Origin of the sequence: Pelagibius sp. Alg239-R121, assembly GCF_947331435.1 — a bacterium.
In the GTDB taxonomy this organism is placed as follows: Bacteria; Pseudomonadota; Alphaproteobacteria; order Kiloniellales; family Kiloniellaceae; genus Denitrobaculum.
In genome coordinates, this window is the sequence record NZ_CAMZOF010000005.1 from 443,582 (window position 1) to 468,650 (window position 25,069).

The 25,069-nt window shown below is 60.7% G+C and carries 12 protein-coding genes and 1 pseudogene; 2 read left to right on the forward strand and 11 right to left on the reverse strand.

All coding sequences use genetic code 11. The features are described 5' to 3' along the window. The first annotated feature begins 40 nt into the window (after positions 1-40). A complete protein-coding gene (locus QMZ18_RS18420) occupies positions 41-1,180 on the forward strand; it encodes a P-loop NTPase (protein ID WP_282607795.1) in 1,140 nt (379 codons plus the stop codon). Then, positions 1,177-3,036 (forward strand): hypothetical protein, encoded by a 1,860-nt coding sequence (locus tag QMZ18_RS18425; protein WP_282607796.1) that lies wholly within the window; start codon positions 1,177-1,179, stop codon positions 3,034-3,036. The genes QMZ18_RS18420 and QMZ18_RS18425 overlap by 4 nt, the downstream gene beginning before the upstream one ends. 184 nt (positions 3,037-3,220) lie before the next feature. Here the strand turns inward: QMZ18_RS18425 and QMZ18_RS18430 are convergent, their stop codons facing one another. The 11 genes and pseudogenes from QMZ18_RS18430 to QMZ18_RS18475 all read right to left on the reverse strand — a co-directional run bounded on the left by QMZ18_RS18430 (position 3,221) and on the right by QMZ18_RS18475 (position 24,984). After that, on the reverse strand, positions 3,221-4,954 hold the full coding sequence (locus QMZ18_RS18430; RefSeq protein ID WP_282607797.1) for a hypothetical protein: 1,734 nt from the start codon (positions 4,952-4,954) through the stop codon (positions 3,221-3,223). Positions 4,955-4,956: 2 nt separating this feature from the next. After that, positions 4,957-9,300, reverse strand: a complete 4,344-nt coding sequence (locus QMZ18_RS18435; RefSeq protein ID WP_282607798.1) for a hypothetical protein — start codon at positions 9,298-9,300, stop codon at positions 4,957-4,959. Positions 9,301-9,305: 5 nt separating this feature from the next. After that, entirely contained in the window at positions 9,306-11,957 is a 2,652-nt protein-coding gene (locus QMZ18_RS18440) for a hypothetical protein (protein WP_282607799.1), read from the reverse strand. After that, complete coding sequence (locus tag QMZ18_RS18445; protein WP_282607800.1) at positions 11,957-15,355, reverse strand: DUF6603 domain-containing protein; 3,399 nt, start codon at positions 15,353-15,355, stop codon at positions 11,957-11,959. Before QMZ18_RS18445 ends, QMZ18_RS18440 begins: the two co-directional genes overlap by 1 nt. A 1-nt stretch (position 15,356) precedes the next feature. Next, positions 15,357-18,320 (reverse strand): hypothetical protein, encoded by a 2,964-nt coding sequence (locus tag QMZ18_RS18450; protein ID WP_282607801.1) that lies wholly within the window; start codon positions 18,318-18,320, stop codon positions 15,357-15,359. 564 nt (positions 18,321-18,884) lie between these two features. Continuing rightward, a complete protein-coding gene (locus tag QMZ18_RS18455; protein ID WP_282607802.1) occupies positions 18,885-19,952 on the reverse strand; it encodes a D-alanine--D-alanine ligase family protein in 1,068 nt (355 codons plus the stop codon). Between the two features lie 226 nt (positions 19,953-20,178). After that, a pseudogene (locus QMZ18_RS37080) lies at positions 20,179-20,287 on the reverse strand (IS3 family transposase); the annotation flags it as partial. 198 nt (positions 20,288-20,485) lie between these two features. Further along, the gene (locus QMZ18_RS18460; RefSeq protein WP_282607803.1) at positions 20,486-21,250 is read right to left on the reverse strand and encodes a FadR/GntR family transcriptional regulator; all 765 of its coding nucleotides are present in this window, start codon (positions 21,248-21,250) and stop codon (positions 20,486-20,488) included. Next, positions 21,219-22,175 (reverse strand): ABC transporter ATP-binding protein, encoded by a 957-nt coding sequence (locus QMZ18_RS18465; RefSeq protein WP_282607804.1) that lies wholly within the window; start codon positions 22,173-22,175, stop codon positions 21,219-21,221. The genes QMZ18_RS18460 and QMZ18_RS18465 overlap by 32 nt, the downstream gene beginning before the upstream one ends. Continuing rightward, positions 22,175-24,040 carry a dipeptide/oligopeptide/nickel ABC transporter permease/ATP-binding protein gene (locus QMZ18_RS18470; protein WP_322097232.1) on the reverse strand — a complete coding sequence of 622 codons (1,866 nt, stop codon included), beginning with the start codon at positions 24,038-24,040 and terminating at the stop codon, positions 22,175-22,177. The genes QMZ18_RS18465 and QMZ18_RS18470 overlap by 1 nt, the downstream gene beginning before the upstream one ends. After that, complete coding sequence (locus tag QMZ18_RS18475; protein WP_282607805.1) at positions 24,037-24,984, reverse strand: ABC transporter permease; 948 nt, start codon at positions 24,982-24,984, stop codon at positions 24,037-24,039. Before QMZ18_RS18475 ends, QMZ18_RS18470 begins: the two co-directional genes overlap by 4 nt. Between the last annotated feature and the right edge of the window lie 85 nt (positions 24,985-25,069).

Consider the following 25,069-nt stretch of genomic DNA (forward strand, 5'->3'; position numbering starts at 1 on the left):
AGAAGCCGCATTAGGGCCTATGGACAACAAGGAGAGACCGATGGCCTGCGATTCAAAGACATCCTTTTTTGAAACGGATGATAAACCTGCGGCCATAGACTGCGGCCTCGGCCATGCCTGTCAATTCTGCCCGCAGGAAGACGTCTGCGCGCTCGACAAACCGCATCACAACCGGGTGCTGGTCGAGGCGCGCCTGGCGGAAATCGACCAGATCATCATTGTGCTGGCCAACAAGGGAGGCGTGGGAAAAAGCACCGTGTCGGCAAACCTGGCCGGCGGCCTTGCCAAGCGCGGCTTCACAGTGGGTGTGGCGGACGCAGATATTCACGGACCGAATCAAAGCCGCTTCTTTGGGTTCGCCGGCAGCAAGGTGCGTCTCACCGACAGCGGTCTGGCAACGTGTGACTTCGCTGACCCGGCGATCCCGGAACCAGTCAAGGTCGGATCTCTTGCCTTCCTGCTGGAAAGCGACGACACACCGGTCGTCTGGCGCGATGCTTACAAGCACGACTTTATTCATCACCTGATCGGGTCCTTCGATTGGGGTTCCCTGGATTTCCTGATTGTCGACATGCCGCCTGGCACGGGTAACGAATTGATTACGCTCTGCGATATGCTTGAAGGTGCCAATGTTTCGGCTCTGCTGGTCACGACACCGCAGGCCGTTGCACAGATGGACAGCATGAAAGCGGCGCGGTTTTGCCGGGAGCGCGGCTTGCCGCTGCTTGGTGCGGTGGAAAACATGGCAGAGGTTGTATGCCCTCACTGCGCCGGGACCTTTCAGCTGTTCCCGGATGCCGCTCTAAAAACAAATCTGTCGGCGGCGAAGGTGCAGGCTCTCACTCAAATCCCCATGACGCTTTCGCTGTCGAGCGCGTCCGACGACGGACTTCCGCTTATTCTATCCGAACCCGAAAACCCGGCCGCCAAGGCTTTCGCGCCGGTGATCGAAGCCTGCGCCACTCTGGGAAGAGAAGACTTCGATGGTGCGGTCGCACGCGCGCTCGACGATGTCTTTGCCGAAAACCTCGAAGCTGAGGGACTGGAAGAGGCGCTCTCCCAACTCGACCCTTGTCAACAAGCTGCTATGCGTGACGATCTTGCCAGCATGCTCGAGGGCGAAGCCCAGCGGCTTCACGGCAAGGCAGGTGCGAAGCTGCAGAAAGCAGAGCAGCCATGAGTCTTCTGACAGTCGAAACCACGAAGGACCGGCGAGGTTTTTTCCGCGACCTTTTGGGTGAAAAAGAAAGCGACCCGCGCCGGCAGCCCTGGCAGCAGATAGATGGTCTGGCAGCTGGATCCGGTGACGTTCTCTGGTCGGGATGGGCGTCGGAAAGTGAAATTTTCGTCGTTGGAGATGAAGGCGCGATCTTTCATCTGGCGGGCGGCAAATGGCAGCGCGCGACAGCCCTCGCCCCGGTGCCGATCCATGCGGTCTGGGGATTGTCCCGCGACCAACTCTATGCGGTCGGCTGGATGGGTGCGATCTTGGCTTTCGATGGCGGGCACTGGCATGCGCAGCGTGGATGCGTCATCGGAGAGAATGGCAAATACGCCGCCGTTGAGGACAACACGCCACTGTTTGACATCACCGGCAATCCCGAGGGCTGCCTTTGGGTGGTTGGGGACAACGGGACCATCCTGACTTTCCGGGGCAGCCAGTGGTGCCGAGAAGAGAGCGGGACTCAGGCCCATCTTCGCGCAGTCACCTGGGTCGACGGGCGTTTGTTCGCCGCCGGTGCCGACGGAACTCTTCTCTCCAGTTCCGGAGATGGAATCTGGCAAATCCTCCAATGCCCTGTTCGAAGCAACTTCCAAGCGATCCTGGCCTTGAGTCCGGAACACCTGCTTATCGCAGGCGGGCGGTACTTCGTCGACAGCAACGGCTTTCGCGGCGATCTGCTGCGCTGGCGGAACGGCAGCTTCGAGAAGCTTGAGGCGCAGGAACCCCTCCCGCGGCTCCGCGATCTGGCCGCATACCGAAACGGCGCGCTTGCGGTCGGTGACAGGGGGCGCATCTATTTCATCAGAGGAGACCGGGTCGATCGCCTGGAATGCGACACGACACACGACCTGATGGGCGTCGTGCCCTTGTCCACCGGCGAGGCACTTGTTGTTGGCGATTTCGGCACGGCCATGACAGCGGCGCCGGATTTCTATCAGGCACTGGCCGCACCCAGCATAGCCGGCGACAAGGCCCGCTCAGATTGGGAAAGGATGGAGAGCGGATCCGACCGGCAGCTCTGGGGATTGTGGAGCCGGCCCGGCAGCCGAACTCTCTATGCATTCGGTGAAGAAGGTATCCTGCTCCGTTCCGACGGGGAAGCTTGGGAGGCTTTGCCGCCTGCCGGTGATATCGGTCTTCATGCTCTTTGCGATGCCGGCGACGGCGGGCTTTTCGCTGCCGGACAGCTGGGCGAAATCCATCACTTCGACGGCACGACTTGGCGCAAACACTTCGACCTGCACGTCGACATCACGATCCTGGCGCTCTGGGCGGCAGGTCCGGAAGACATCTTCGCAGTCGGCGATGAAGGACTGGTTTTGCACTGGGACGGCAAAGAATGGCAACGAATGATCAGCGGTACCAAATCTGCGCTCTATGGTCTTTGGGGCACCGATGCGGAGCACCTGCTGGCGGTCGGTGACTTTGGACTGATCCTGCGCTGGAATGGCGAACGCTGGGACGAGTTCCATGCCGGCACTGAGAACTTTCTCTTCGACGTCTGGGGCGATGCCCTCAATAGAATTTTCATCGTCGGTCTGTCAGGCACCATTGGACAGTTCGACGGCCGTCGCTGGACCCTGACTCCGGCGCGGGCGCGGGCGGATCTATTGGCCGTCTCCGGAGGCGAACAAGGCGTGTTTGCAGTTGGTGCGGGTGGTACGGCTCTCAGCCTAGGTGATCGGAACTGGCAATCCGAGCCCACTGGTTTTGATGGAGGGTTGCGCACGGTTTCGGCAACCACTGCCCTGGGCGTTTTCGCAGCCGGCGACGGCGGCACCATTTTGCGGCGGTGTCGAGATTTAAGTTGAAACGCCTCAATTTTAGTGCCCTGACGAAGAAATTCGTTGCAGCGGATTTACTCGGGACTGGGACAGCCTGAATCCGGCGCGCGCTCAACTTCAGAAAAAAATGCCGCTTTTCGCTCAACGAAAACGCCTGCATTTGTATTTGGAAGATCACGCTTCAGCGTGCGCCAGTCGGTTCCAGATGAAGTTACTCGATTGATTTTGGTGTCAGTGCTTTCGGTTGTCTCCAGCCGGTAAGCGAGTCGAAGCGAAGTGGAGTGCGCCGCATCGGGCCTCCTGATGGCCGCTTGCGCCGGCCGACCCACAGGTGAACGCCGCCATCGGCGCTGCGCGCGAGCTGATAGCGCCGTGTGACCCGCAGGCCACCGGCCGGGATTTCCTCCTCGTTCAGCACAAAGATCGTTTCGGGCTCCAGGATACGCCCCTTCGCTTGGTGGGCGTCGGAAGGTTTTCCAAGCGCGATGGTTCCGCGTCGCAGTACGATCTGCGGCGAATCCGCCGTGATGCGCACGGGTACCAGTGGCACCCAATTGTCCCAGACATCGGTGCTGAGTCGATACTGCCAGGTCTCGTCGCTGTCGTGGGCATCGGTATCGGGACGGTTGCCGGCCTCGCGGTCGACTGGCCGGCCGGCCCCGCTTTCCACCCGGTGCTCGATAGCCCAACCCATGTTGGCCATCTCATCTCGGCGGAACTCAACCGATTCCAATGGCCGTCCCTGTTCCACGGCGTTGACCACTGGTGGCAGGAACAGTACGGGTGCAAGACCGCGTTCCGGCCCCACATCGCCCTGCAGTTCGAACCAGCGCCATGGTCTGACGGTGCCATCGTTGACAGCGGTGGATTCGATTTTCGTCCAGGTGCCGAAGTCATCGAGAACCTTCAATGAGACAACCCGCGACAGCGACCCTGAAGGTAACGTGCAAGGCAGCATAAACCAGTCATCACTCGCCACCATCGCATAGGCCGCGATCACCGAGCGCGCAAGATCTTCCGGACCAGACGCCAGATCGCCGAAATCGACGTCACCGTCCTCGAACTCCCACCAGCGCGCAGCCGGCATGCCGGCGAGTTGCAGGGGTGTCGGCAGGGAGTCGAGTTTCTTCAACTGCAGGCCTGGGACCTGTTCCAGCCCGCCGGGTCGCGAAGACATCGCATCAACGTCGAAGTGATACCATTCGAGTCGGCCACCCGGATACTCCGGGGCGCGTAATTCGACCTTGCCGTTCAGAAACTCTGCACCGAGGCCGAAGCTGTATTCGAGACGGCGTGGCGACCAGGCCGAGGGAAGGTCCGGCGCCGGCGCACGAAAGATTGCTGCCTCTTGATCGAGCCAAGCGCGGATCGTCGTGGCCGCCCGCTTGGCAGTGCGTTGTCTGAGGGCAGCGACTTCCGGTAAAGCTGCAGGGTCGTCGCCCGCGTCCTCAATCGCAGTGACCACGTGCGCTCCGTCGATCGACCTGCGTGCCAGGAGCCGAAGCCGGGCGACGCCAACGGGGTCGAGCGGATCCTCGAGCGGGTCAGTGAAAGCATAGGCATCGCGCAACGTCTGCAAAAACCCTTTGGGCAACCGAGCCAAAGAGAGAGCCCGAAGCAGCGCCGCACCGCTTTCCAGCCGGATCGCCGGAGCCGCTGGACCGTCTGCTACCGACTCGTGCTCTGCCAAAGTTTCCAGAGGAATTCCCGCATCCTGCCGAGGTACAATGTGTGGTGGCCTGTCGCCAACCCGGTATTCCGAGACCGGTGTTGACACGATTGTTCCGGTCATCAATACGGGACTTGCCGCGTCCTCGCCGCGGAATTCACCGACTTGCCATTGTCGAGCCAGGAGCCACAACGGGTCTGCGACACGGGCACTGATGCCTTCGGTCATCTCGGGATCGACCGCACTGCCTTCGAGACGTTTCCAGGTCAAGGCCATCGCTAGGCTCCAACATTTGGGGGCAGAAACACTGCCGGCAGATAGTGACCAAGATCGCCGATCCTTCCTGGTGCGAGCGCGCGGCTCTTTGCCTGCTCGATGGTGTGCAGCAGCTGATCCACGATTTCGTCGGCGTCGAAGCCGGGGTCGTCCTCCACCACGGAAATCAGCACGGTCTGCGGTGGCCGCGCAGTTGGCGCGTCGAAATGCACGGCGATGCCGGTCTGCTGATCACGCCGCGGGATAGCTTCCGTCCAGCTGTCAATCAATAGTCCGGCGACCGGCTCACCGTCGAGCGCCAGCGTTTCAGGCCCGGTCAGTGAAAACAGGCTAAGACGGTTTCCCTGTCCATTTGGCTCGTCCACAGCAGCCCAGGGTCCGCCAGTCTCAGGCACCTGTGCCAAACCAAACCTGCTTGCGGGACCTCCAAGCGTGGTTTCGCTCAACAACAGCCAATTGATCATTGGGCCGAGATCCCTGCGCACGCGGCTGACTTGACGTAGCCAGCGATGGCCGTCGGCGGTCACCTGCCGAGCCCGCATGGAGGATCTGGCCGAGGTCGCACGATCGGGATCGGCTGGTAGCACGAACACCGGAAGGATCGGCACCACGGCGCCGGTCAACCTTCTTAGTCGCTCAATCAATGCATCGACCGGGTCAGCCGGCAAATCACCCCGTTTCAGACGTTTCTTCAAGGCGCCGATCACCGGGCCGACCGATTCATCATCGACACCGGACTCCAAAACGGTCACGGCTCCAGCGACCTTGATCACGCCGGCGCGCTGCAACGCTGCTGTCCGTAAGTTAGCGCCGGACTGCGACAGATCATTCATCATGTCTACGAGCATTTCCTCGACACCGGACACCCGTGTTTCCAGCTCGCCTCGATCGACCAAAGGCGGACCAGGGTCGGCCCCCGGCAACACAAGGTCATCGCTCTGCAGCGCCCGGCTCCGGCCCAGCGCGTCAATCAAGGCAGCTGCAATCAGGCCGAACTCGTTAACACTGAAGACACCATCCTCTAACGAAGCCGGCGCGGTGAAATCGACCTCAACAGACTCATCTTCTCCGGCCGTCCCAACAGCCGCCGCCGCGAGCATTCGCCCGAGCCGCGACCGGTCCTGTTCCGCGCGCGTTCCGGCTAACAGTGCTGCTTCGCAGATCGTCAGCTCGAGCGCCTCCAACGTCATTGTGTCGGCGCGGACGATCTCCCCGTCGCTGTCCCGCACCGTCACGTCCGCGATCACCTGTTGGGGTTTCGGGAGCTGGAGTTCGAGCCAGTCAAACAATCGCGGTTCGGCAAGTCGGAGCGGGGATGGGATCGGTTCACCCGATGCCGACGTAGCTTTGTCGTTTGACTGGGCGGGCCACATGGCGACCACCCTATGACTGATCAGGCGGCCGTCCCTTTGTGTCTCAGTCACCGTAACAGGTGGCACGGCACCGTCACCACCTCCGGCCACCGCAATCGTCGCTGCGGCGGCATCTGCGTTGCCCTGTAGAATCGCGTGCACGCTTTGCGTCAGGATCAGGTCAGCCACGGAATCGAGATCTGCGGCGATGGCCTCGAGAGCTTCTCGGACATCCTGCTCTTCATCGGCGTCTTTGGCGGCCGCGAGCTCTTGTTCCAGTGCCTGCCATAAGTTGGTCTCTCGGTCAGTCTGATCCATGTCGGACGCGGCGCGGGCCACCAGCAATCCGTCGACAACAGCATTCGCCGGCCTGGCCGATCCCATCACTTCCAAGGCTTTGCGGCGTACGGTTTCGATCCAGACATCGCGCTCCCGATCATGCAGATAGCACTCAAATCGGGCGCCAAGCAGTTCGGCAAGGTCCTGGCCGTTACGTACGCCGTCGAGAATCCACTGCCCGCCACGGACGCGACCGGAAGAAAGGTCGACCGAAAGCGGCGTCTCGCCACTCTCGGTACCATAGGCGCTCCAACCCGACCGCAGCACGGCGGCCGTGGCCGCATGGGTCAGGGAAGGGGCGTGAATGAACCCCTGCGAAGTTGGGTTGTCCGACCGCTTCAAATCGAGCAGCCACCCATAGCCGCCGATCTGCGCGCCGGCTTTGAGCTGACGCTTCTTCGCAAGCCGTTCGGCTGCTCTGCTCGTCACCCAGGCATCCAGGCGGTACATCGCCAATCCCAGCGTTTCGCGCGTCAAACGCTCCAGCTCGCCGATCGGGTCGGCAACCGTTGGGTGGTCGATCATAAGTTTGAGCACGAGCAGGCCCGCGCGGACCGGGCCAATTTCGTCGATTGGCACCGTGCGGCAGGTGATGTCGATCAGTTGCCAGAGGAGCGGCGAGGCTGGGCCGACGAGCGTGTCTCGTTCGTCCGGCGCCTTATTGTTCTGGACCGCGTCGTCCAGGTTCGCAATCACGTCCGCAATGAATGTGCGCACCTCCGCTGCATCACCAGCGTTGCTCACCACGAGTTCGGCGATATCTTCTGTTGATTCCTCATAAATGGTCCGGGTCAAGCGGACGTTCTGATTGGACCCGAGGCCAGGTCGGCCAAGCCAATCATCAATCGCCTCTGGAAAGTTCGCCGGTGTGTCTCTGTGCTGCTCAAGCAGCGGCAGAATGTCGTCTTCGATGAGTTGCACGATCGTGAGGCCGACGGAGGGGTACTCTGCCCGAGGTTGGAAGATCAGCGTTTGGTCCCGGTAAAACCCGATGTTGGCAATCTGCGTACCAATACCCGGCACTGGCACCGGCGGGTCCTCTCCCGGCAGTCCAGTGACGTAGCGTTTCTTGTTGTTCCACCAATCTTCGTAGATCAGCGACGTCTGTGGATTTCGTAAGTTATTATCTGCGTTGAATTTGTCTGTTTCGATAAGCTGTTCGAGTTCAACAATCAGTTCATCGAAACGAGCCATGTCGTCCGGTAGCTGATTGGTCGCACCGCGCAATTTGAAGGCGATTGGGTGCGGTACGGCGCCGAGCACTTCGCCGACCACTAAGACATCGCTCTGACTGGACTCCGCCGGTCGCCCATCGGTCGCGTCGGGATCGAGTGCCGGGACCGGAAGCGATGCCTTCCAGACTTCCAAGAATTGTGTCAGCTGGTGCTCGAAGTTGTCGGCAAAATCAAGGGCGAGATAACGGGCTGCTGGACGGCTTGTGATCGGCAGAAGACCATAAGGCTGTTCGCCGACGCGCAGGACCGGGAGGGGACCGGCGCCGCGGACCCAGTCTACGTACCAGTCGCGGAAGTTGCCGGTGAATTCGCTGGTCGCGGCCGCGCCGTCGAGTTTACCGAAGGGACCGGAGAGATACCGCCCGAAGATCGCATAGCCGAGCGCGACATTCATCGCCCAGGCGGCGGCGCCTTCGCCCCACTCGGCATGGGCCGTGCGGTCCAGAGCACCGGTCCGCACGCGCCCGAGCGCCAGCGAAGCGGAATCCGCGCAGGGCAGCCGGTACATCAAAGCAGGGTTCAAAGAAATCAACCCCGCCCGCCCGATGGGCGGCAGTTCGCGTTCCGAGGTCTCGCGCTCAAACAGCTCCTCAAGGTCCGGATCCGACAGTGAGACTTGAGAGCGCCCGGCGTCGCTATTGTTGGTCGGCGTGCCCTGGGGCACAAGGTCGAGACCGCGCGTGTACCACTGCGCTGTGAGCAAATCGTCGAGCGCATTACCCTCAGCAATTGGATCTCGCTCCGCACGCACGCCGAGTACGACCAAGGCGCCGACGGGGTCTGGTACGTTGGCGAGCGGAATGCGCAGGCCCATGCCGATCAATTCGGCAAGATCGAAGTCGATCGTCCACAAAAGCTCCTGGCTATAAAGGAACGATTCCGGCGCTGACAAGGGATCACCGGTCTTGGGGTGCTTGCTGTCCTTCATGTTGCCCGACAGCGTCGGTGCCATAGGGAGGTCGGGCCGAACCGCCTTGCTGAACTGCGTGCGCACGAGCGTCATATCGGTGTCGTAAAGCCGCAACATCCATTCATCCGGCAGCATTCGCGCGAAGACCGGCTCGGTTTCGTTGTCGACCGTCAGCTTGGGGAAGACCGGTTTCTGGTCCCTGGTGCCGAGGTTCCTCGGGCGTGTCGCCGTCGAGACCCAGAGCGCCCGGTGCGGGTCGGTCTGAGCACCAAGCCAGCGCCGCGCCTCGCTGATGACTGCGGCATCTGTCTGGTTCCAGAGTGAGGTCCAGTACTGCTTGCCGATCGTCACCTCATGCTCGTTCAAGCCGCGCCGATGCCCGTCGGCGTGGATTACGTCCGGAAAGATCCGCACCAGGAGGTGAGTCGCGTTGTAGCGGGCCTCGAGCCGGACAGGAAACAGGGTGAGTGGCAGCGCCGGGTCAAGATTCGAGATGGCTTCTTCGGTCATGCGGGCTATCCAAGCAGCCGGGTTATAGGCATGGTGTAGCGGTATGGCGCCTGATAGGTGGCGCGGGCCATATGCGCGGCATTGAGGCCCCAGGTCGTATCTTCCAGTGTCAATTCGGATGCGAAGCTGCCGGTGATCACCAGATGCGACCCCGGCCCACCCTGGCCGGACAGATGTTCCCAACTCAAGTCGTTCCAGGTTTCAAGAGGTTTGGGATCCTCCGTCGTATCGAGGCCGAACCGTGGCTCGGTGATCTGCTCCTCGAACACGACCTCCCAATCCGATCCGGGTGCTGTCACCTCATCTATGCTCTCCACCTCGAAGGCGAGGAAGCGGATATCGGGTGGAATCGATCCACCGAAGGACGGCATGATTTGCAGGTCCAAACGCTTGTTCCAAAGCAAAATCCTTACTGTCGGGTAGTGGCGGATCAGATCGCCGCGAACCAACACAACGAGTGCCTGCCCACCGGACCCCGAGGTGCCGAGATTCTCCAAGTTACCTTTTTTGGGCCAGGTCTCCATCGGTAAAATGTCGGTATCGGCCCGGTTTGGGCGGTCCCAGAAGCGACAGAAAGTGGTCGATCCCAGCGCGGCCGGATACTCGCGCCAGAGCAATTCCTCGGTCATCTCCGTGTTGGCGCCGGCCAAGAAGGCGGCAATGTAAGCAGTATTCGTCTCGACCACTCGCACGGCATTATCTGGAAACACACCGGCACCCGGCATAAGGAGGTCGGCGGAAAAGTCGATCAGCGACCAGGCGAGGGCCTCGTCGATTTTCGGCCCGACCCGGATCTGGCTGGGCATCTCGTCGACGGCAACGCCAAGCGCAGAAAAAACACTCGTCAAGGCGGGGATCCGCGCCTCCATACGGCTGCGTGCGGAGGGGAGCGGTTTTACACCGGCGGCGGCAACTGCGGCCACGTCTTCGAGTTCGAGCTGGTCGGAAGTGCCGAGCGCCAAGGATGCTCTGATCGCCGCGGCTGGCCGGGCCGGGCGCAAACCGTCGCCTGGTGGTGGCGGATCATCCGGCAGATCACCTCCTGTGTCGGGTGGCGGCATCACACCGTTCATGCCCGCAGGTCTGACCGATTGGCCGAAAACCAGTTTTTGGCGAATGCTGGACCTTCCAAACAGGTCTCCGACGGCCGATCGGACCGATGACCAGCTCGGCACCCGCCCAACGGCCGCCTTGGTCACAACGCTGCCCGGCCGGGTCAACCGCTGGAAGGCGGGACTGAGGAGCGCGTTAGGGATGCTGCTGCGAGTTAGCAGTCGGCGCGGCGCTTGTCCGTCCTCGTCGCGGATAAAGGAGAGCTGTGGCCGCAGGAGCGCGACTTGTTGATGCGCGTCGAGCCGGTCGATGCGTGCCTTTGCGGTTCGGCCGATCTCGATTTGCAGCCGCGCAAACGAGAGTTGGCGGTTGGTCTCGCGAAGCTGGCCTGCCTGCTGCCACGCCTGTGCCATGAAGCGTTCCTGATTTCGTCGCACCACCTTGGCGCCGAGCCCGGCTGCGGCGCGATGGTTGGGATCGAGGTTTACGTCGCGCTGCCAGTAGCTGATCTCACGCCTCGGTTCACTCTCCGGCACCTGATGTACGCCGGTCGCGTAGGCGCCGAAAAAGGGCGGCGTGACGACCGGGTCCGGTGATTCGGGCTCGATTTCCAGCCGAACATCGCCACGATTGAGCAGCGCAGTAACCGCGTCCTCGAATTGATTGTCGGCCGGCGGCTCGAGTTTTTTGGGGGTGAGGCCTACGTCCCAAAGCGCTCCCGTATAGTCGACGAGTGTGTTCTTGATCTTGTTCGGCCAGGGCCCGAAGGGTCCTAGGTCACGCACATTCATTGGCGTCATGCCGAATTGCAGTTCGGGATCGGCGACCGGTCCAAGGCGATCGCAAAGTGCCTCGAAGGAACTCGCCTGGCCTGTGTTGAAGGTCCAGGTGTCGTAAACCAATAGATTAGCGATCCCACTCGCCGGCCAGGCCGGTTCCAGGATATCCTCATTGCGTGCGAAGGCCGCAATAAGCGCAGCACGATAGGCCGTGTCCGGCTGCAGGCGGCGTGGACATACGACCCGGGCAATCACGGCGCCGGGCTGGTTCGATAGGGCCGGGACGACGTCTTCGGGCGGCACTGCGGATTGGACATGCGCCCAGGCGTGGGTCTCGGTCCGATTCGGTAGCTGATCCACCGGCACAATCAACCGTGCAGGTTTGCCGTTGGCCGCGACGACCAGTTCGGCTGTTTCCTCTTCAACACAAACCAGCATTACCCAGGGCCGCAGCCTGCCGGTGGACTTCCCCGGTTTGTTTGGATTTCCGGTCTCATCCGGGCCAATCGGGGTGACCACCCATGGCAGGTCCGGTGCGGCGATCTCGATCAACGGGAAGTAGCCATACTCCGCTTCGCCGGCAGAGGGTGCCGGGTAGCGCCGGATAATCTGGGCAGCGTCGATGCCCGTGACATGATCCGCCGGACGTAGTGAGACAGGAGCGAAAGCCCGCTGGCCGTTGATTTCAACCCAGGCTTCCACTGGCGCGGCGCGCGGCAATTCCGTGCCATCGGCCGGGTCCCGCCCGGTCAGCGTCAACCCGAGCCCGCGCCGCATCCATGGCAGAAAGTACAGGGTTTCTGGCTGAGGTTGCGGTTTCTTCATCAGACTGCTTTCCGAGCCGCTTGAGTCGCAGTCGATGGCACGACCACGAACTGTGACGCCCCGGCCGGATCCGAATCAATCTGTGTCCGGCGCGCGGCCAAGGCCGTGTATTGGTTAACCCCTCCGGTTGCAGCGCCGGCTTGCCGGAGCACCTGCGCGGCTTCACCGCCAGTGCTGGTTCGCGCGACCGTATAGGAGGTCGGTTGAATGACAAACATCGGTTCGGCAGGTGGTGCACGGTGGCGGAGCGCCATGCCTGCTGCACCTGTCCCGATCGCGTTCTCGAGTGAGCCTTCCTCGTAGTCGGTCACGACGGAGCTCGTGAGATGCGCGTGGAGGGAGATGACTGTGTCGGGATTGCCGAAGCTCACTCCGGCTTGCATTTCTTCGAAGGAGTCGCGCGATAACCGTTGCGAGGTGCCGAGCTCTTCGAACTGTGCTGGAGCGAACCAGTCGTTGGCGGGTTGCGGCTCTTCAATCGTCGCGTCACCGAAACCGGCGCCGGTTATAGTCAGGTAAGATTGCCCTGGCTCGGGAACCGCTTGACCGACGATCTCCAGTTCGCGCTCCAGCGGTGCCACGTTCTGGCGGACCGTGAGCTGATGATCAGGCCGGACCCAGATCGTATCGTCGCCGGCGTCCGCAGAGCCCGTGTAGAGCAGGCCTGCACCCAAGCCATCAGCTGAGGCAGTCTCTTCCCAAGCTGCAGGTGATTCCAACACCCTAAAGGCCTCGTCCAGCGGATAGCAAACCGGCCGTGGCTCGGACCCGGCGCCTGCGCCGACGTCGAAGGAAAAACCGACCTTGATACCGAAGAATTTGAAGGAAGCATTGCCGTTGGCTGCCCAAGGTTTTGGGCCTTCCAACAGGAAACTAAGGCTAACGCCCATGAGTTCGCGGTTGTTGGCGTAGATGCCTACGCCAGCCGCCATACTTGCCTCGATTCGGAAGGGAGAGAATTCCAGCAACACGTCAAAGGCAAACCATCCGTGGGCGGAATAGGTCGTCAACCCGACGTTGACCCAGGCTTCAAGGTTGACCGCCGCGCCGAACTGCACGGAATTCGAGGTGATGGCGAAATAGGTTTCAATACTGACCGCGACATTCGAGGCAATCTCTATGGACGCCCTCATGTGCCGCAGGTCGTGCATCGAAGATGGCACAACGCAAGGTGGTTCGAAACCGGGATGAAAACCGCCGACCGACAACAGGAAATAGGGCTGTGACGTGGTGCTGAGGAACATCGCCATGTCGCCACTTAGGTCGATCGTGGCAAGTAACCGCGAATCGTAGAGCGATGCGGTCAGCGACATGGTTCCACCGACTATGTCGATCACGCCAAGGGAATCCATGCGGATCGTTATTAGCGGCTGGTTCGGTGTGGGCAACAGCGCCTCGACCGAACCCAAGACCGCGATCAGGCCTTCCGGTATGCTGATAATTATGCCCAGTTGGCCGGTGATGAGCGTTGGACTGCCCCAGCCGATCTTGATGATCGGCCCGACGACCGTATTGTCGGCAGTGAATGGGAAGTACTCGTCGATCTGCGCGGCCAGCTCCAGTGCGCCGCCGACCGGATCGTTCGGGAACAGCAAGTCATCGGCCGCACCGGAGCGCAACCCGACTGCCAGCGCTTCCTCGTCGAGCGAGCGGTTGAGCGCTATAAGTCCGCCGACGCCTTCGAGCGTGAAGCCGAAACCCAATGGGATGCCGGGGAAAGTCGCGGTCAGACTGGCGAAGAAAGCCCAGCCGTTAGGATCGTTCGGCAATCGCGTATCGACTATGACGATGGCGTCGACACCCACTGTCAGAATGTCGAGTGACAACCCACCTAGGTAGCGGCCGGTCTCTTCGAAGTACTCAACAAAGCCGCTGCCATTGACGATTCCGGCATTGATCAGAAGGTCGACACGTCTTGGGGGGACAATGCGCAGGGCGAGATCGACTGGACCAAGGTTTCCGCCGCTATCCGGTTGCAGCTCCGCGTCCAATCCCAGGCCTTCGATCGACCCCTGCAGTGGTCCAAGGCCAAAGTCCAGTGCGGCGCTGAAGCGTAGGACGACACCGCCTTCGTCGGTCTTGTCCAGTCCAAGGGTCAGTTCGTGGATTGTGACCAGACCAATACGAATCAATGCGGGAAAAGCAATTGAGGTGTTGGTGGCTCCATTCAGACGAAACCCCTTTTTGGTCGAGAAAGACATCGAGATATCAAATGTCTGTTCGAGCGCATCCCCAAAAAGGAACGACAAGAAACTGCCAAAGGCGCCATCGCCCAACGCCACGCGGAAGTCATCAAATGTAATGGACACCACGAGCTCGGGCTCCGCCCCGCCACTGCCCGGAAGAATATCCAACGACAGGCCGGTCGAGCCGAGTTCGAAGTAGCTGCCGTCACGTGATCCGAGAAGCAGCTGCGGCGCCGGAGGATCTTGAACCAACGACAGGCCCACGCCGTCTTCCGAGATCGGGTCTTCAAACGAGTTTCCGGAAGGCCACAAGATAATTGCCCCGGTCGTTTCGCCCGGCAGGCCGCGCGTCGTCAGCCTCCAACCTGAAGAGAGTTGTGCTTCCGCCGGGACGTGCCAACCCGTGAGCCCAACGTAAACACCCGTCGGAAGCGACAGCGCGCGATCGCCCACCGGTACGACGGACAGTTGGATCGAACCGCGACCGGCCAAGTCCAGCGACGTCAACGGGCCGATTTCGGTTACGATCGCGCGAGCCTCGTGAGAGAGCGGTGGCACGCCTCCATAGTGCGCATCCACAAGGTGTTGTGGCACACGCTGCCAATGGACTCGACCGAACCGTCCCGCGATGACTCTGACGATTTCCTGCAGCCGCTCAGCTTGGAAGTCTTGTCCCCATCCGAGATTATCGCTAATCCGTCCAAGAGGATCGGTCACTAGATCACCGAGCAGCGAGAGGTCGGCCGTAAATCTGGGGTTCCAGCTGCGCGGCCCCGGTTGCTCGCGGGTTACAACCCCGCCAGCTTCCAGGAACGCAAGCACGCCCGGCGCGGCGTCCTTCATCCACGAAGCGAAGAGTTGAATGGGCAGATCATCGGCCATGCGAGACCATGTCGCCGTTTCGTTGAGGGGAGCTGGAAGTTCGGACAGCGCAGCGGGGTTCAGATTCTTCAGATCGTCGATCGACTCGAAAACGCGCCCAGCCGCGGAGGTTAGCGCGGGTGGGTCGAAAGGATCGAGTGCCGCCGCGAAATCAGACAACGCTGGACCCAGGCCGAGTAACGCATCGAGCTGTTGCCGCAAGGCGCCATCGACCTCTACCTCTACGCCCAGCGAATGCAGCAGCGCCCGAAGCGCGTCGCTTCTGCTGAGGGCGTCATCCAAGGGCAGCAAGATGCCGGAGAGCGTGTTGGTGATCGGATCGCCGCTCATATCAGAGCCTCACCAACATGCTGGCGTCGAACCATACGTCGACCCTCCGCCATTTCGGATCCTCGGTGTTGTCCGGAATATTCAGAAGGGCGTCGTACTCTCCTCTGTGCCCCACGAAGGTGTTGGCTTCCGCGACCCCAAAGGCAGGACCCAGCAGCGCTCGCATGGCATCGTAGGTATATGCGGCGCGCTCTGCCGAGAGAGGCAGATTGACATTGTCCCCCGCCGTCGTCGAGGCATGCCCAGTCAGGTGTAAATCAGTCATCGGCGATTCAAGGGCCGCTCGGTGCTCGGCACAGGCTCGGGCCAACGTGAACCAGCCCTCCGGCGTGAGCGTTGTCACACCCACATTAAAAAAGGGCAGCTCGTCATCCAGTAAGTGATCGACAGCGACCGACCGCCCCAGATAGTCAGCAATCTCCTCTTCGGTAATCGGTGTGGGATTTGCCTGACTCCGGAGAGTCATGGCCCCGGCAACGACAGACGCGCCGGCTCCGGCGTGAAATCCCGACATACGGGTCATCCCGGACGCGTTGCCTGACATTGGCAACACAAAGACACGGTTGCCATAAAATGTGACCGAGCCCACGCTAAGAGAGATACCTCCTCCTACTACAAGGTCGGCACCACCGGACGTGAAATCGAGCTTGCCTTCAAAATTGTACTCTGACCAGTCGATCGACCAGACGATCTCCCCGTCGGAAGCCATCTGGAACACAACGCCCATGCCGGGGCCCTTGCCGACGAAGCCCGCGCTTGGTGTGTAAAGTTCCGACCAGATTTTCGTTTTCGAAACACGGTCTACCTTGGTAATTTCAATAGTGCCTCCAAAACCACCGAACGCCGCCGGCAACGCCGGAATGTCGAAAGCAGCGCCAGAAAATTCCGCCACCCATCTGTAGGTCCAGGGCCTTGTCCCACCTACTGCCTGCATGGTCTGGGTGAGATCCAGAGCCTTTTCGATCCCCGCGGCGACGGGGTCTTGGTCAAGCAACATTTCATTCAACCAGGCAAAAGCGGTTCGGGAGTCCGGACCGTTGGCGAGAGTGCGTCCGGCTAGATAGTGTTGGGCGAACGCGCGAAGGACCAACACTTGTCCGTTTTCGTTGATGATCGTGCCATCCGCGGCGAGCTCCATGTAGCGGGCCGCGCCGCTCCGCAGGGCCTGGTCCGCCGCACGGGCCTCTCTTTCCTTGTTGGCCGAATCCGACAGGTGAATGTATTCGTCAACGTGATGGATGACCGTGTCCAGCATCTGCGCCCAGGCTACGATCTCTGCCGAGTGCAGCGAGCGTCTTTGAGTTGCTTCGATTCCTGCCTGTGTTTGATTAGAAAGGCTGAGGATGGCCTCCCGACTGAGATGGGATTTTTGAGAGATCCGCACGAACCGGACGGGCGCTCCGACATGTGGGTCGTCTGACGGGAAGGTGTAGTTGATATCCATGCCGACTTCGAAGATCGTGTCGTCGCCCGGCTGCACATTTGGCTCGTAGATTTCCTCGAGAATCAGTCTCCCTGTGACCGGCGGATCCACCGTGCCCACGGGGGTGCGTGCAAAGAGGTATTCGTGGCGAACCGCATCGTACGCCGTGTCGCCAATCTGCACCGTGACAAGGGCACTCGGGCGTGATTCCGCTGTCGCACCCAGAATATGATCCGTGACAACGGTGTAGCCTGTCCCTGGGTCGGTCGTTCGGGTTTGCCAGTATCCCGAGAGCACAGGTCCGGCTTGGTTGATCTGTAGCAGCTGGATGTCCGCGTCCTGTTCCGATCCCAGTCCCGGAAGAGTCCGCCCAGCGTCCGACATCCTGGATTCGTACCAACCGGTCGCGTCGAATTCGACAACGTTGGCCGATGCCGGATCAAAGCCACTCGTGAGGGAGGTAACCGATCCGAGGATGTCTACGGCGCCCAGGTTATGCGCCCGCATGAGGCAGTTGATGTAGGAGTCGATGCTCAGCTTGTGCTTGAGCGCGAAGGGCCCTGTTCCGTAGAGCTCGTTCCAACGCGCCTCGACGGCGGTTTCGAACTCGCGACTGAAGGGTTTTTTGGAGCGAGATTTAGGGACAAGGTCCCCCAAATTGTGTTCGTCGCGCAGCTCCTTATGGAGAAAGTCTGCCAGACCCGCCGCGTCCGGAAAGACGAGCGTCCATAAGTCCTCACCCACCGAATCCATTGTCTTCACGTCACGTGTCGAGGTCCAGCGTTGGCCGGGAAAGGTCCATTGGGAATGGATGTAAGCGCCGAGTAGCCCGTGTGGATGTGCTGGGTCCGGGTTTTCCATCCATGCCGCCGCGCCGTCGAGAATATCATATTCGATCAAGCCGAGGACGTAGGTGACAGAGCGCTCCATCGCTGCAAGGAAAGCGCTTAGGAAACCCTCCACCGACGAAGAGGGTGCTGCGCGCTTGAGCGAGAGTTGAAGATGCTTGAGTTCAGTGCCGTCGACCAGCGTGTCGAGTGCATGGTCCCAGAACGCATCCGTATTGGTCGGAGGCGTCCCATCCTCAGCTGGAATCTGCTCGAAGTCGAATTGACTTGCCGTTGTTGGCAGCGGTAAAGCGTAGCTCGGATCCCGGTCCATGAACATCCGTCGAGGTCGAACCGCGATGGCGACGATAGCTTCCGCACCGTCGCGAACAGCGATGGGCTGCGTTTGCGACCACCCGCGAGGTTCGACGACAAGTTCCATCGTGCTCAGGTCGGAGAGAAAAAGCCACCCCGTCGCGTCCTCTGGAAGTATGTAACCACCGGGCTTAGCGGCGAACGAGATGCCATCGACCTCGTATCCAGCCATGTTCAGTCCAAGGATCAAGGGATCGAGCACTGACAGAAACTGGTACAGTCCCACTGGATTTTGGATAACACCGCCCATCCACGGCTGAGAGGGGCTCGCGATCCAGGGTTTCGCCGCGAAGCCAAGATCCCAAAGGATAGTGGGTACGAGAAAGGCGGTCCCGTTCATATCGAAACCTCGAGCATGTACACTTGGTTGTTAGAACCATTGTGCAACTCTGTGCTCAAGGGGCCTGTGTGAGGGATGATGGCCCAGGATCTCTTTGCCTGCATTGCGAGCTCTGCGTGGCGCCGATCAGAAACGGATCGTTAGATCGTGTCGATAAACCCAAGCAATGATCCCATTGTCAGGTCTGATTTGACTGACATCCCCCAGGTGCCGCTATAACTCGCGTACCTATGATAGCCGAAATGATCCCATCTTGGAACTATGAGCGGCATTTCTGCCGATAGGGCAGGGATGAAGCCATTCTGAGCCGCCCTGACCATCCCATCTGGCCCACTCTCATCCAATGCGGACAACGATCGTCTTCCACTCATTTGGAAAGAGAGGCCGTGGCCGTGCGTCGCGCCGAGCACGAAGGGACGGTTTCGGGTTTGAACTTCGCCAAGAGCCCTGAACCAGGAAGTTTGTAGTTCGGCAAAATACGCGGTCGACCGCGTCGCCGTTCCATCAAGGTCATCAAGGAATAGGAGTCCTCAATCTAGGGTTACGTGCTCTTCGTCGAGTTCGTTAGCTACCGCGATCCGACGTCAGCGCCGATTCCCGATGAAACCTGGTGATTGCATGCTCGACCAGATGCACGACCAGTTCGTCAGGTGGAATCCCGGTTGCTTCCCACAGTTTGGGATACATGCTGATAGCGGTGAAGCCGGGGATGGTATTCAGTTCATTGACCAACAGTTCGCCGTCTGCCTTCAGGAAAAAATCGACTCTGACCATGCCTTCACAACCCAAGGCTTGGCTGGCAGCAAGCGACAATTCCTGAACTTTCTGCGTGATTTCTGCCGGCAGCTTGGCGGGGAAAACGAGCTTGGCGCCTTTGTCGTCCAGGTATTTGGCATCATAGCTATAAAATCCGTCATTGCTTGTGGGCACTATCTCGCCCGGCAACGACGCTTTCAGTCCACCTGCGGAGAGGACTGCGCACTCGATCTCCTGGCCTTCGGCAAAGCTTTCTACAACGATCTTCGTGTCGTATTGAAAGGCGTAGTTGAGAGCCGCTTGATATTCGGTTTCATCATGTGCCTTGGACACGCCCACTGACGATCCCATGTTGGCCGGCTTGATGAACAAAGGGGATCCGAGTTCGCGTACCGCAGTCGAAAAATTCGCGGCGCCATCCCGATCGAACGACAAGGATTTTACCGTAGGAATCCCCGCAGAATTTAGCAGGTGCTTTGAAAACTCCTTATCCATGCAGACGGCGGACGCGAGTACGCCCGGACCGACAAAGGCGACGTTTGCCAGCTTTAACAATCCCTGCAATGATCCGTCTTCACCGAGTGGACCATGCAGGACCGGGAAAACAACATCTGCCTGAATTGTTCTAGGATCATCGCCTAGAACGATAATCTCACCACCGCCTCCAGGTAATATCACCACCTTAGGCCAAGCCGGTTCAGGCGCTCTCACATCCGGCGCAAGACGCCAGGTCCCTTGTTTGTCTATTCCGACCAATACGACTTTGTAGCCCGCTTTTTTGAGCGCCTTACCGACATTTTCCGCCGACTGGATGGACACCTCGTGCTCGGCGGACTGCCCGCCAAAAAGCATGACTACTGTGCAACGACTTGCCATTGACTAACCTCTTTGAGAGAGCGTCGCTCAATTCGACCGAATGGCGACGCATGCACCCAGCCTATCGCAACAGAGATAGACTGTAACGGCACAAATCCGGCTGGCCGTCTCTGTCCGCGACGAACGCGCGCATTCCTGCCGAAGGCAGCGCTTCCCGCGCGCCACGATGAATAGACGTTCTCTCACCTTGCCTCGTTTCAGTGGATAGTTTCAATGGTTTTGCTGGCCGACTTTCGAAGTCAGTCGGGCTGATTTTTGCCAAAGTACCCATGGCGATGTTTTCGATTATCGAACACCTCAATGTACTCGAACACATCGGCACGTGCTTCATCTCTCGTTCAATACCGGACGTGGTTCACACACTCTCGCTTAGAGACTTTTGCTCGAGCGTAAGTGCCTAAGTCAGTAACGAGCGCGATGGAGGCTCTATGCCGGCCTTCGATAGCGTGGGAGCAGCTGAGAATGGATGCTGATCAAGGTTGTCGAAAATGGCAGTGCGGGCGGGGCGAATTTCAAACCGGGGCAGCAGGCATCTATTCCGAAATAAACCGGTTTTGCATATCGACTTCCTGCTGGCGCATCAGCGCCCAGGCGATTTCCATGTGGTCGCTCATGATCGAGCGCGCCAGGTTCGAATCTCCATCGCGCAGCGCCTTGACAAGTGCGCGCTGATGATCGCGTCCCTGCTTCCAGAGTTCGATGTTGGGCGGCGAGTAAAGACGGCGATAGACGGTCAGATCCGAAAGCAGGTTGACCATGAAGTCGATGATGAAGCCCAGAAGCGGGTTCTGCGCCTGTTCGGCCATGATGGCGTGAAATCTGAGTGAGGCGATGTGCTGCGCGCGTTCTTCTTCCAGATCACCGGCCGGCTTGGAATAAGTGGCGATGTTGTTCTCGAGCTGCTGCAGGATGTCATCGGAGAGTTTGCCGGCCAGGGATGCGGCCAGTTCCGGCTCCAACGTCAGGCGCAACTGGTAGATATCGCCGATGGTCAGGTCCTTGAAATAGAAATAGTTGCCCAGGAGCGCCTTGGCGCGTTGTCGGCTGACTTCATGTACGAAGCCGCCGCCGCCCGGGCCGGTGCGGGTCTTGATCAGGCCCTGCGCCTCCAGAATGCGCATCGCCTCGCGGATCGTGCCCTTGGCCATGCCGAAGCGCACGATCAGTTCGGCTTCACCAGGCAACCTGTCCCCGGCCTGCAGGCCCTGCTCGACAACCCAGTCTTTGATCGCTTCGGCGACCTGAACCGGCCTGCTGAGTTTGGGTTCATCCTTCGATCGGGTGGTGACAGGCGGCAAGCTGGTTTTCTCCCATTTCTTTCAACACCGGCACTTGCGCGCGGCAGAGATCTGTTGCGCGCGGGCAGCGGCCGGCAAAGGCACATCCCGGCGGCGGATTGAGCGGATCGGGAAGCTCGGTTTCTTTCTGCTCGGGCGCTGTCAGAGGCCGGCCAACGACCGGCGCACTTTCCGCCAGCAGTTTTGTATAGGGGTGGCGAGGCTTTGCAAAGATGCTTGCGGCCTTGCCGATCTCCACGACGGCACCGAAATAGAGAACGATGATCCGGTCGCTGACCGCCTCGACCACGGCAAGATCATGGGTGATGAAGAGGTAGGTCAGCCCGAATGCCGCCTTGAGGTCGGCCAACAGGTTCAGCACCTGCGCCTGTACCGACACATCCAGCGCCGAGACCGGCTCATCGAGAACGATGATCCTGGGGTTGGCGGCCAGGGCGCGGGCGATCCCGATCCGCTGCGCCTGCCCGCCCGAGAACTCGTGGGGGTAGCGGTCAAGGAACTCTTCGCGCAGGTTGACCGAGGCGAAGATTTCGGAAATCCGCTTGTTACGTTCCGCTTTCGGCATCCTGTGCAGCCGTTCGAGCGGGGCTTCCATCACCTGCCGGATGGTCTTGCGCGGGTTCAGGCTGCTTTGCGGGTCCTGAAAGACGTACTGGATCAGCTTACCGAACTCCGCCGGGTCGGCATTGTCGAGCGCGCGCCCTTCGATTTCGATCGTGCCTTCCGTGGGCTCTAAAAGTCCCACCAGCATCCGCGCCAGCGTGGACTTGCCGCAACCGGATTCTCCCACGACGCCAAGGGTCTCGCCGGCCTCGACGGAAAAGCTCATCGGCCGCACCGCGCGCACGCCAGGCGGGGCCGGACCAAACAGCGGCTTTTTCAGCGGAAAGGTCTTGGCGAGGTTGTCGACCTTGAGCGCGGGCATCAGACGGTCACTTCCGGATAGAGGCACCGCACCGCGCGGGGGGCTGTGCCGGCAAGCGCGATTTCTCCGGTCCGGCAGGTCGCCTGCGCCTTATCGCAACGCGGAGCGAAGGCGCAGCCCGGCGGCAGATCGTCCACCAGCGGCGGCAGACCGGGGATAGCCGCCAGTTCCCGCCGTCCACCGCCCAGTTCGGGCACACAGGCGATCAGGCGCCTGGTGTAGGGGTGCGCGGGCGCATCCAGCACGGCTTGCGTTTGCCCTTCTTCAACGATGCGGCCCGCATACATCACGGCCACCCGGTCGCAAAGTTGCGCCACCACACCAAAGTCGTGGGTGATGAAGATGATCGCCAGTCCGCGATCACGCCGCAGATCGTCAAGCAGCGAAAGAATCTGTGCCTGCACCGTCACATCCAGTGCCGTCGTCGGTTCGTCGGCGATGATCACGTCCGGTTCATTGGCCAGGGCCATGGCGATACCGACGCGTTGGCGCATGCCGCCGGAAAGTTCGTGCGGGTAGTTGTCGGCGCGCGCCGCCGCGTTGGGAATGCGCACATCGCTCAGCAGCTGGATCGCGTGGGCGCGCGCCTCCGTGTTGCTCGTCTTGTGATGTGACTGAATGGCCTCGGCCAGCTGCTGGCCGACCGTGTAGAGCGGGTGCAGTGTCGAGAGCGGGTCCTGAAAAATATAGGCCACCCGGTCGCCGCGCTTGCGGCGCAGGGTTTCATAGGGCGCTCCGATCAGGTCTTCCCCTTGGAACCGCACCGCACCGCCGGTGATCACGCCGGGAGGGGATGCGACCAGTCCCATGACCGACAGCGCGGTGACCGATTTGCCGGAACCGCTCTCGCCGATGACTCCGAGGCATTCGCCAGGCTTGACGGCAAGACTGACACCCCCCACCGCACGATAGATGCGGCTGCCGACGTGGAATTCCGTGTGTAAATCCTGAATGGCCAGCAGGTCATCTGTGCGGGCCGGGATATCGCCTGTGCGCTCAACCAGCGTCGTTGCACGAGGCCGGGAGAGCGCCCCCGAACGCAGGCGGGGGTCGAGCGCGTCGCGCACGCCGTCGCCCAGAAGGTTGATGGACATCACGATCAAAAAAATCATGATCCCGGGCACGATCGATGTATGAGGGTGCGAGATCAGTGCCGAGCGTGCTTCGCCCAGCATCGAGCCCAGATCGGCCTGCGGCGGCTGGCTCCCCAGGCCAAGGAAGCTGAGCCCCGCGGTTTCGAGGATCATCCAGCCCACGGTGGTGGACATGGCGATGATGATCACCGGCAGGACATTGGGCAAAAGTTCCGTGAGGATGATCCGCATGTGCCCCTTGCCGGCCAGCCGGGCGGCATCGATGAATTCGCGTCCTGCAAGTCCGACGGTCACACCACGGATATTACGGGCGAAAAAGGGGACGTTGACGGCGGCCACGGCGATCAGCGCGTTCATCAGGCCGGGGCCCAGCGCGGCGACGATGGCCAGCGCCAGAAGGATATAGGGAAACGCCATCAGCATGTCGACGCCGCGCATGATGATGTTGTCGGTGCGCCCGCCGAAGTATCCGGCGGTGATGCCGATGGCCGAACCGATGGCGGCGGCGATCAGCGCCGCGGCGATGCCAACTGCGAGGCTGAGCCTTGTGCCCCAGAGAAGACGTGACAGCAGATCGCGCCCCAGGTGGTCGGTGCCCAGCAGATGCCCATCGGCAAAAGGCCGTTTGAAGCGGTCGGCGGTGGCGGTCACGTCCGGATCCTGCAGAGGAAGAAGCGGTGCGATCAGGATCAACGCCAGTATGATCATCAGGACAAGCGCGCCCATCGCCGCCAGCCGGTTCCGGAATAGGAGTTTCAGAAAGCCGCTCACGTTTTGATCCTCGGATCGAGCAGGCTTTGCGCCGCGTCTACGACGATATTGAAAATCACATAACAGGCCGCCACGAACACCACCCCGCCCTGAACCAGCAAGAGGTCGCGCTTGAGGATTGCGTCAACCAGCATCCGGCCCACGCCGGGCCACTGAAAGACGATCTCGATATAGACCGCGCCCGACAGAACGAACCCGGCCTGGATGCCGAGGACCGGGATGACGGAAACCATGGCGGCGCGCAGGGCGTGGCCCATGATCACCCGGCGCTCCGGCACGCCCTTGGCGCGCGCCGTGCGGATATAGTCCTGGCGCAGCACCTCCAGCATGGCGGAGCGTGACAGCCGGGCGATGACGCCGGTGGCGACAGCCGCGAGTGCCAGTGCCGGCATGATAAGGTGATTGATGAGGTCGGGCAGATCGCCGCCGCCGTAGATTGCGAACATGCCGCTGACCGGCAGCCAGCGCAGGTCTACCGCAAACAGCAGAATCATCATCATTCCAAGAAAGAAGGACGGCACGGAAATGCCGATCAGCACCACGAAGGTGATCGCCTTGTCCGCCAGCCCGTATTGCCGCGCCGCCGAAGCAACACCTGCCAGGATTCCCAGGATCGCGCAGAGAACAAAACTGGTGCCGGCGAGGATCAGCGTTGCGTTGAAGCGCTCCAGAACCTCATCGATCACCGGCCGGTTGAGTGAGAAGGAGCGTCCGAAATCACCCGTCAGCATATTGCCGAGCCAGATGAAGTACCGCTGCACCATGGACTTATCCAGCCCCAGGTCGCGGTTGAGCTTCTCGACGTTTTCGGGCGTAGCATAGGAGCCGAGGATCGCGGTTGCCGGATCGCCGGGGATAAGCGACATGATCAGGAAAACGATGATCGTGATCCCCAGCAGGACGGGGACAGCCGAAACCAGTCGTTTAAGGATATAGCCGCCCATCGTAGCTCCCCAGGTGCGACGGTCTGTTGAGAATTTGAGTGAGCGACGCGGGCGTGCGTTGTTTCTGCGCAACCTCGGCCGCGTC

Excerpts from the sequence above, each read along its gene's own strand:
- QMZ18_RS18420 (WP_282607795.1), top strand. The coding sequence starts at position 41 with ATGGCCTGCGATTCAAAGACATCCTTTTTTGAAACGGATGATAAACCT.
- QMZ18_RS18425 (WP_282607796.1), top strand. The coding sequence starts at position 1,177 with ATGAGTCTTCTGACAGTCGAAACCACGAAGGACCGGCGAGGTTTTTTC.
- QMZ18_RS18430 (WP_282607797.1), bottom strand. The coding sequence starts at position 4,954 with ATGGCCTTGACCTGGAAACGTCTCGAAGGCAGTGCGGTCGATCCCGAG.
- QMZ18_RS18435 (WP_282607798.1), bottom strand. The coding sequence starts at position 9,300 with ATGACCGAAGAAGCCATCTCGAATCTTGACCCGGCGCTGCCACTCACC.
- QMZ18_RS18440 (WP_282607799.1), bottom strand. The coding sequence starts at position 11,957 with ATGAAGAAACCGCAACCTCAGCCAGAAACCCTGTACTTTCTGCCATGG.
- QMZ18_RS18445 (WP_282607800.1), bottom strand. The coding sequence starts at position 15,355 with ATGAGCGGCGATCCGATCACCAACACGCTCTCCGGCATCTTGCTGCCC.
- QMZ18_RS18450 (WP_282607801.1), bottom strand. The coding sequence starts at position 18,320 with ATGAACGGGACCGCCTTTCTCGTACCCACTATCCTTTGGGATCTTGGC.
- QMZ18_RS18455 (WP_282607802.1), bottom strand. The coding sequence starts at position 19,952 with ATGGCAAGTCGTTGCACAGTAGTCATGCTTTTTGGCGGGCAGTCCGCC.
- QMZ18_RS18465 (WP_282607804.1), bottom strand. The coding sequence starts at position 22,175 with ATGCCCGCGCTCAAGGTCGACAACCTCGCCAAGACCTTTCCGCTGAAA.
- QMZ18_RS18475 (WP_282607805.1), bottom strand. The coding sequence starts at position 24,984 with ATGGGCGGCTATATCCTTAAACGACTGGTTTCGGCTGTCCCCGTCCTG.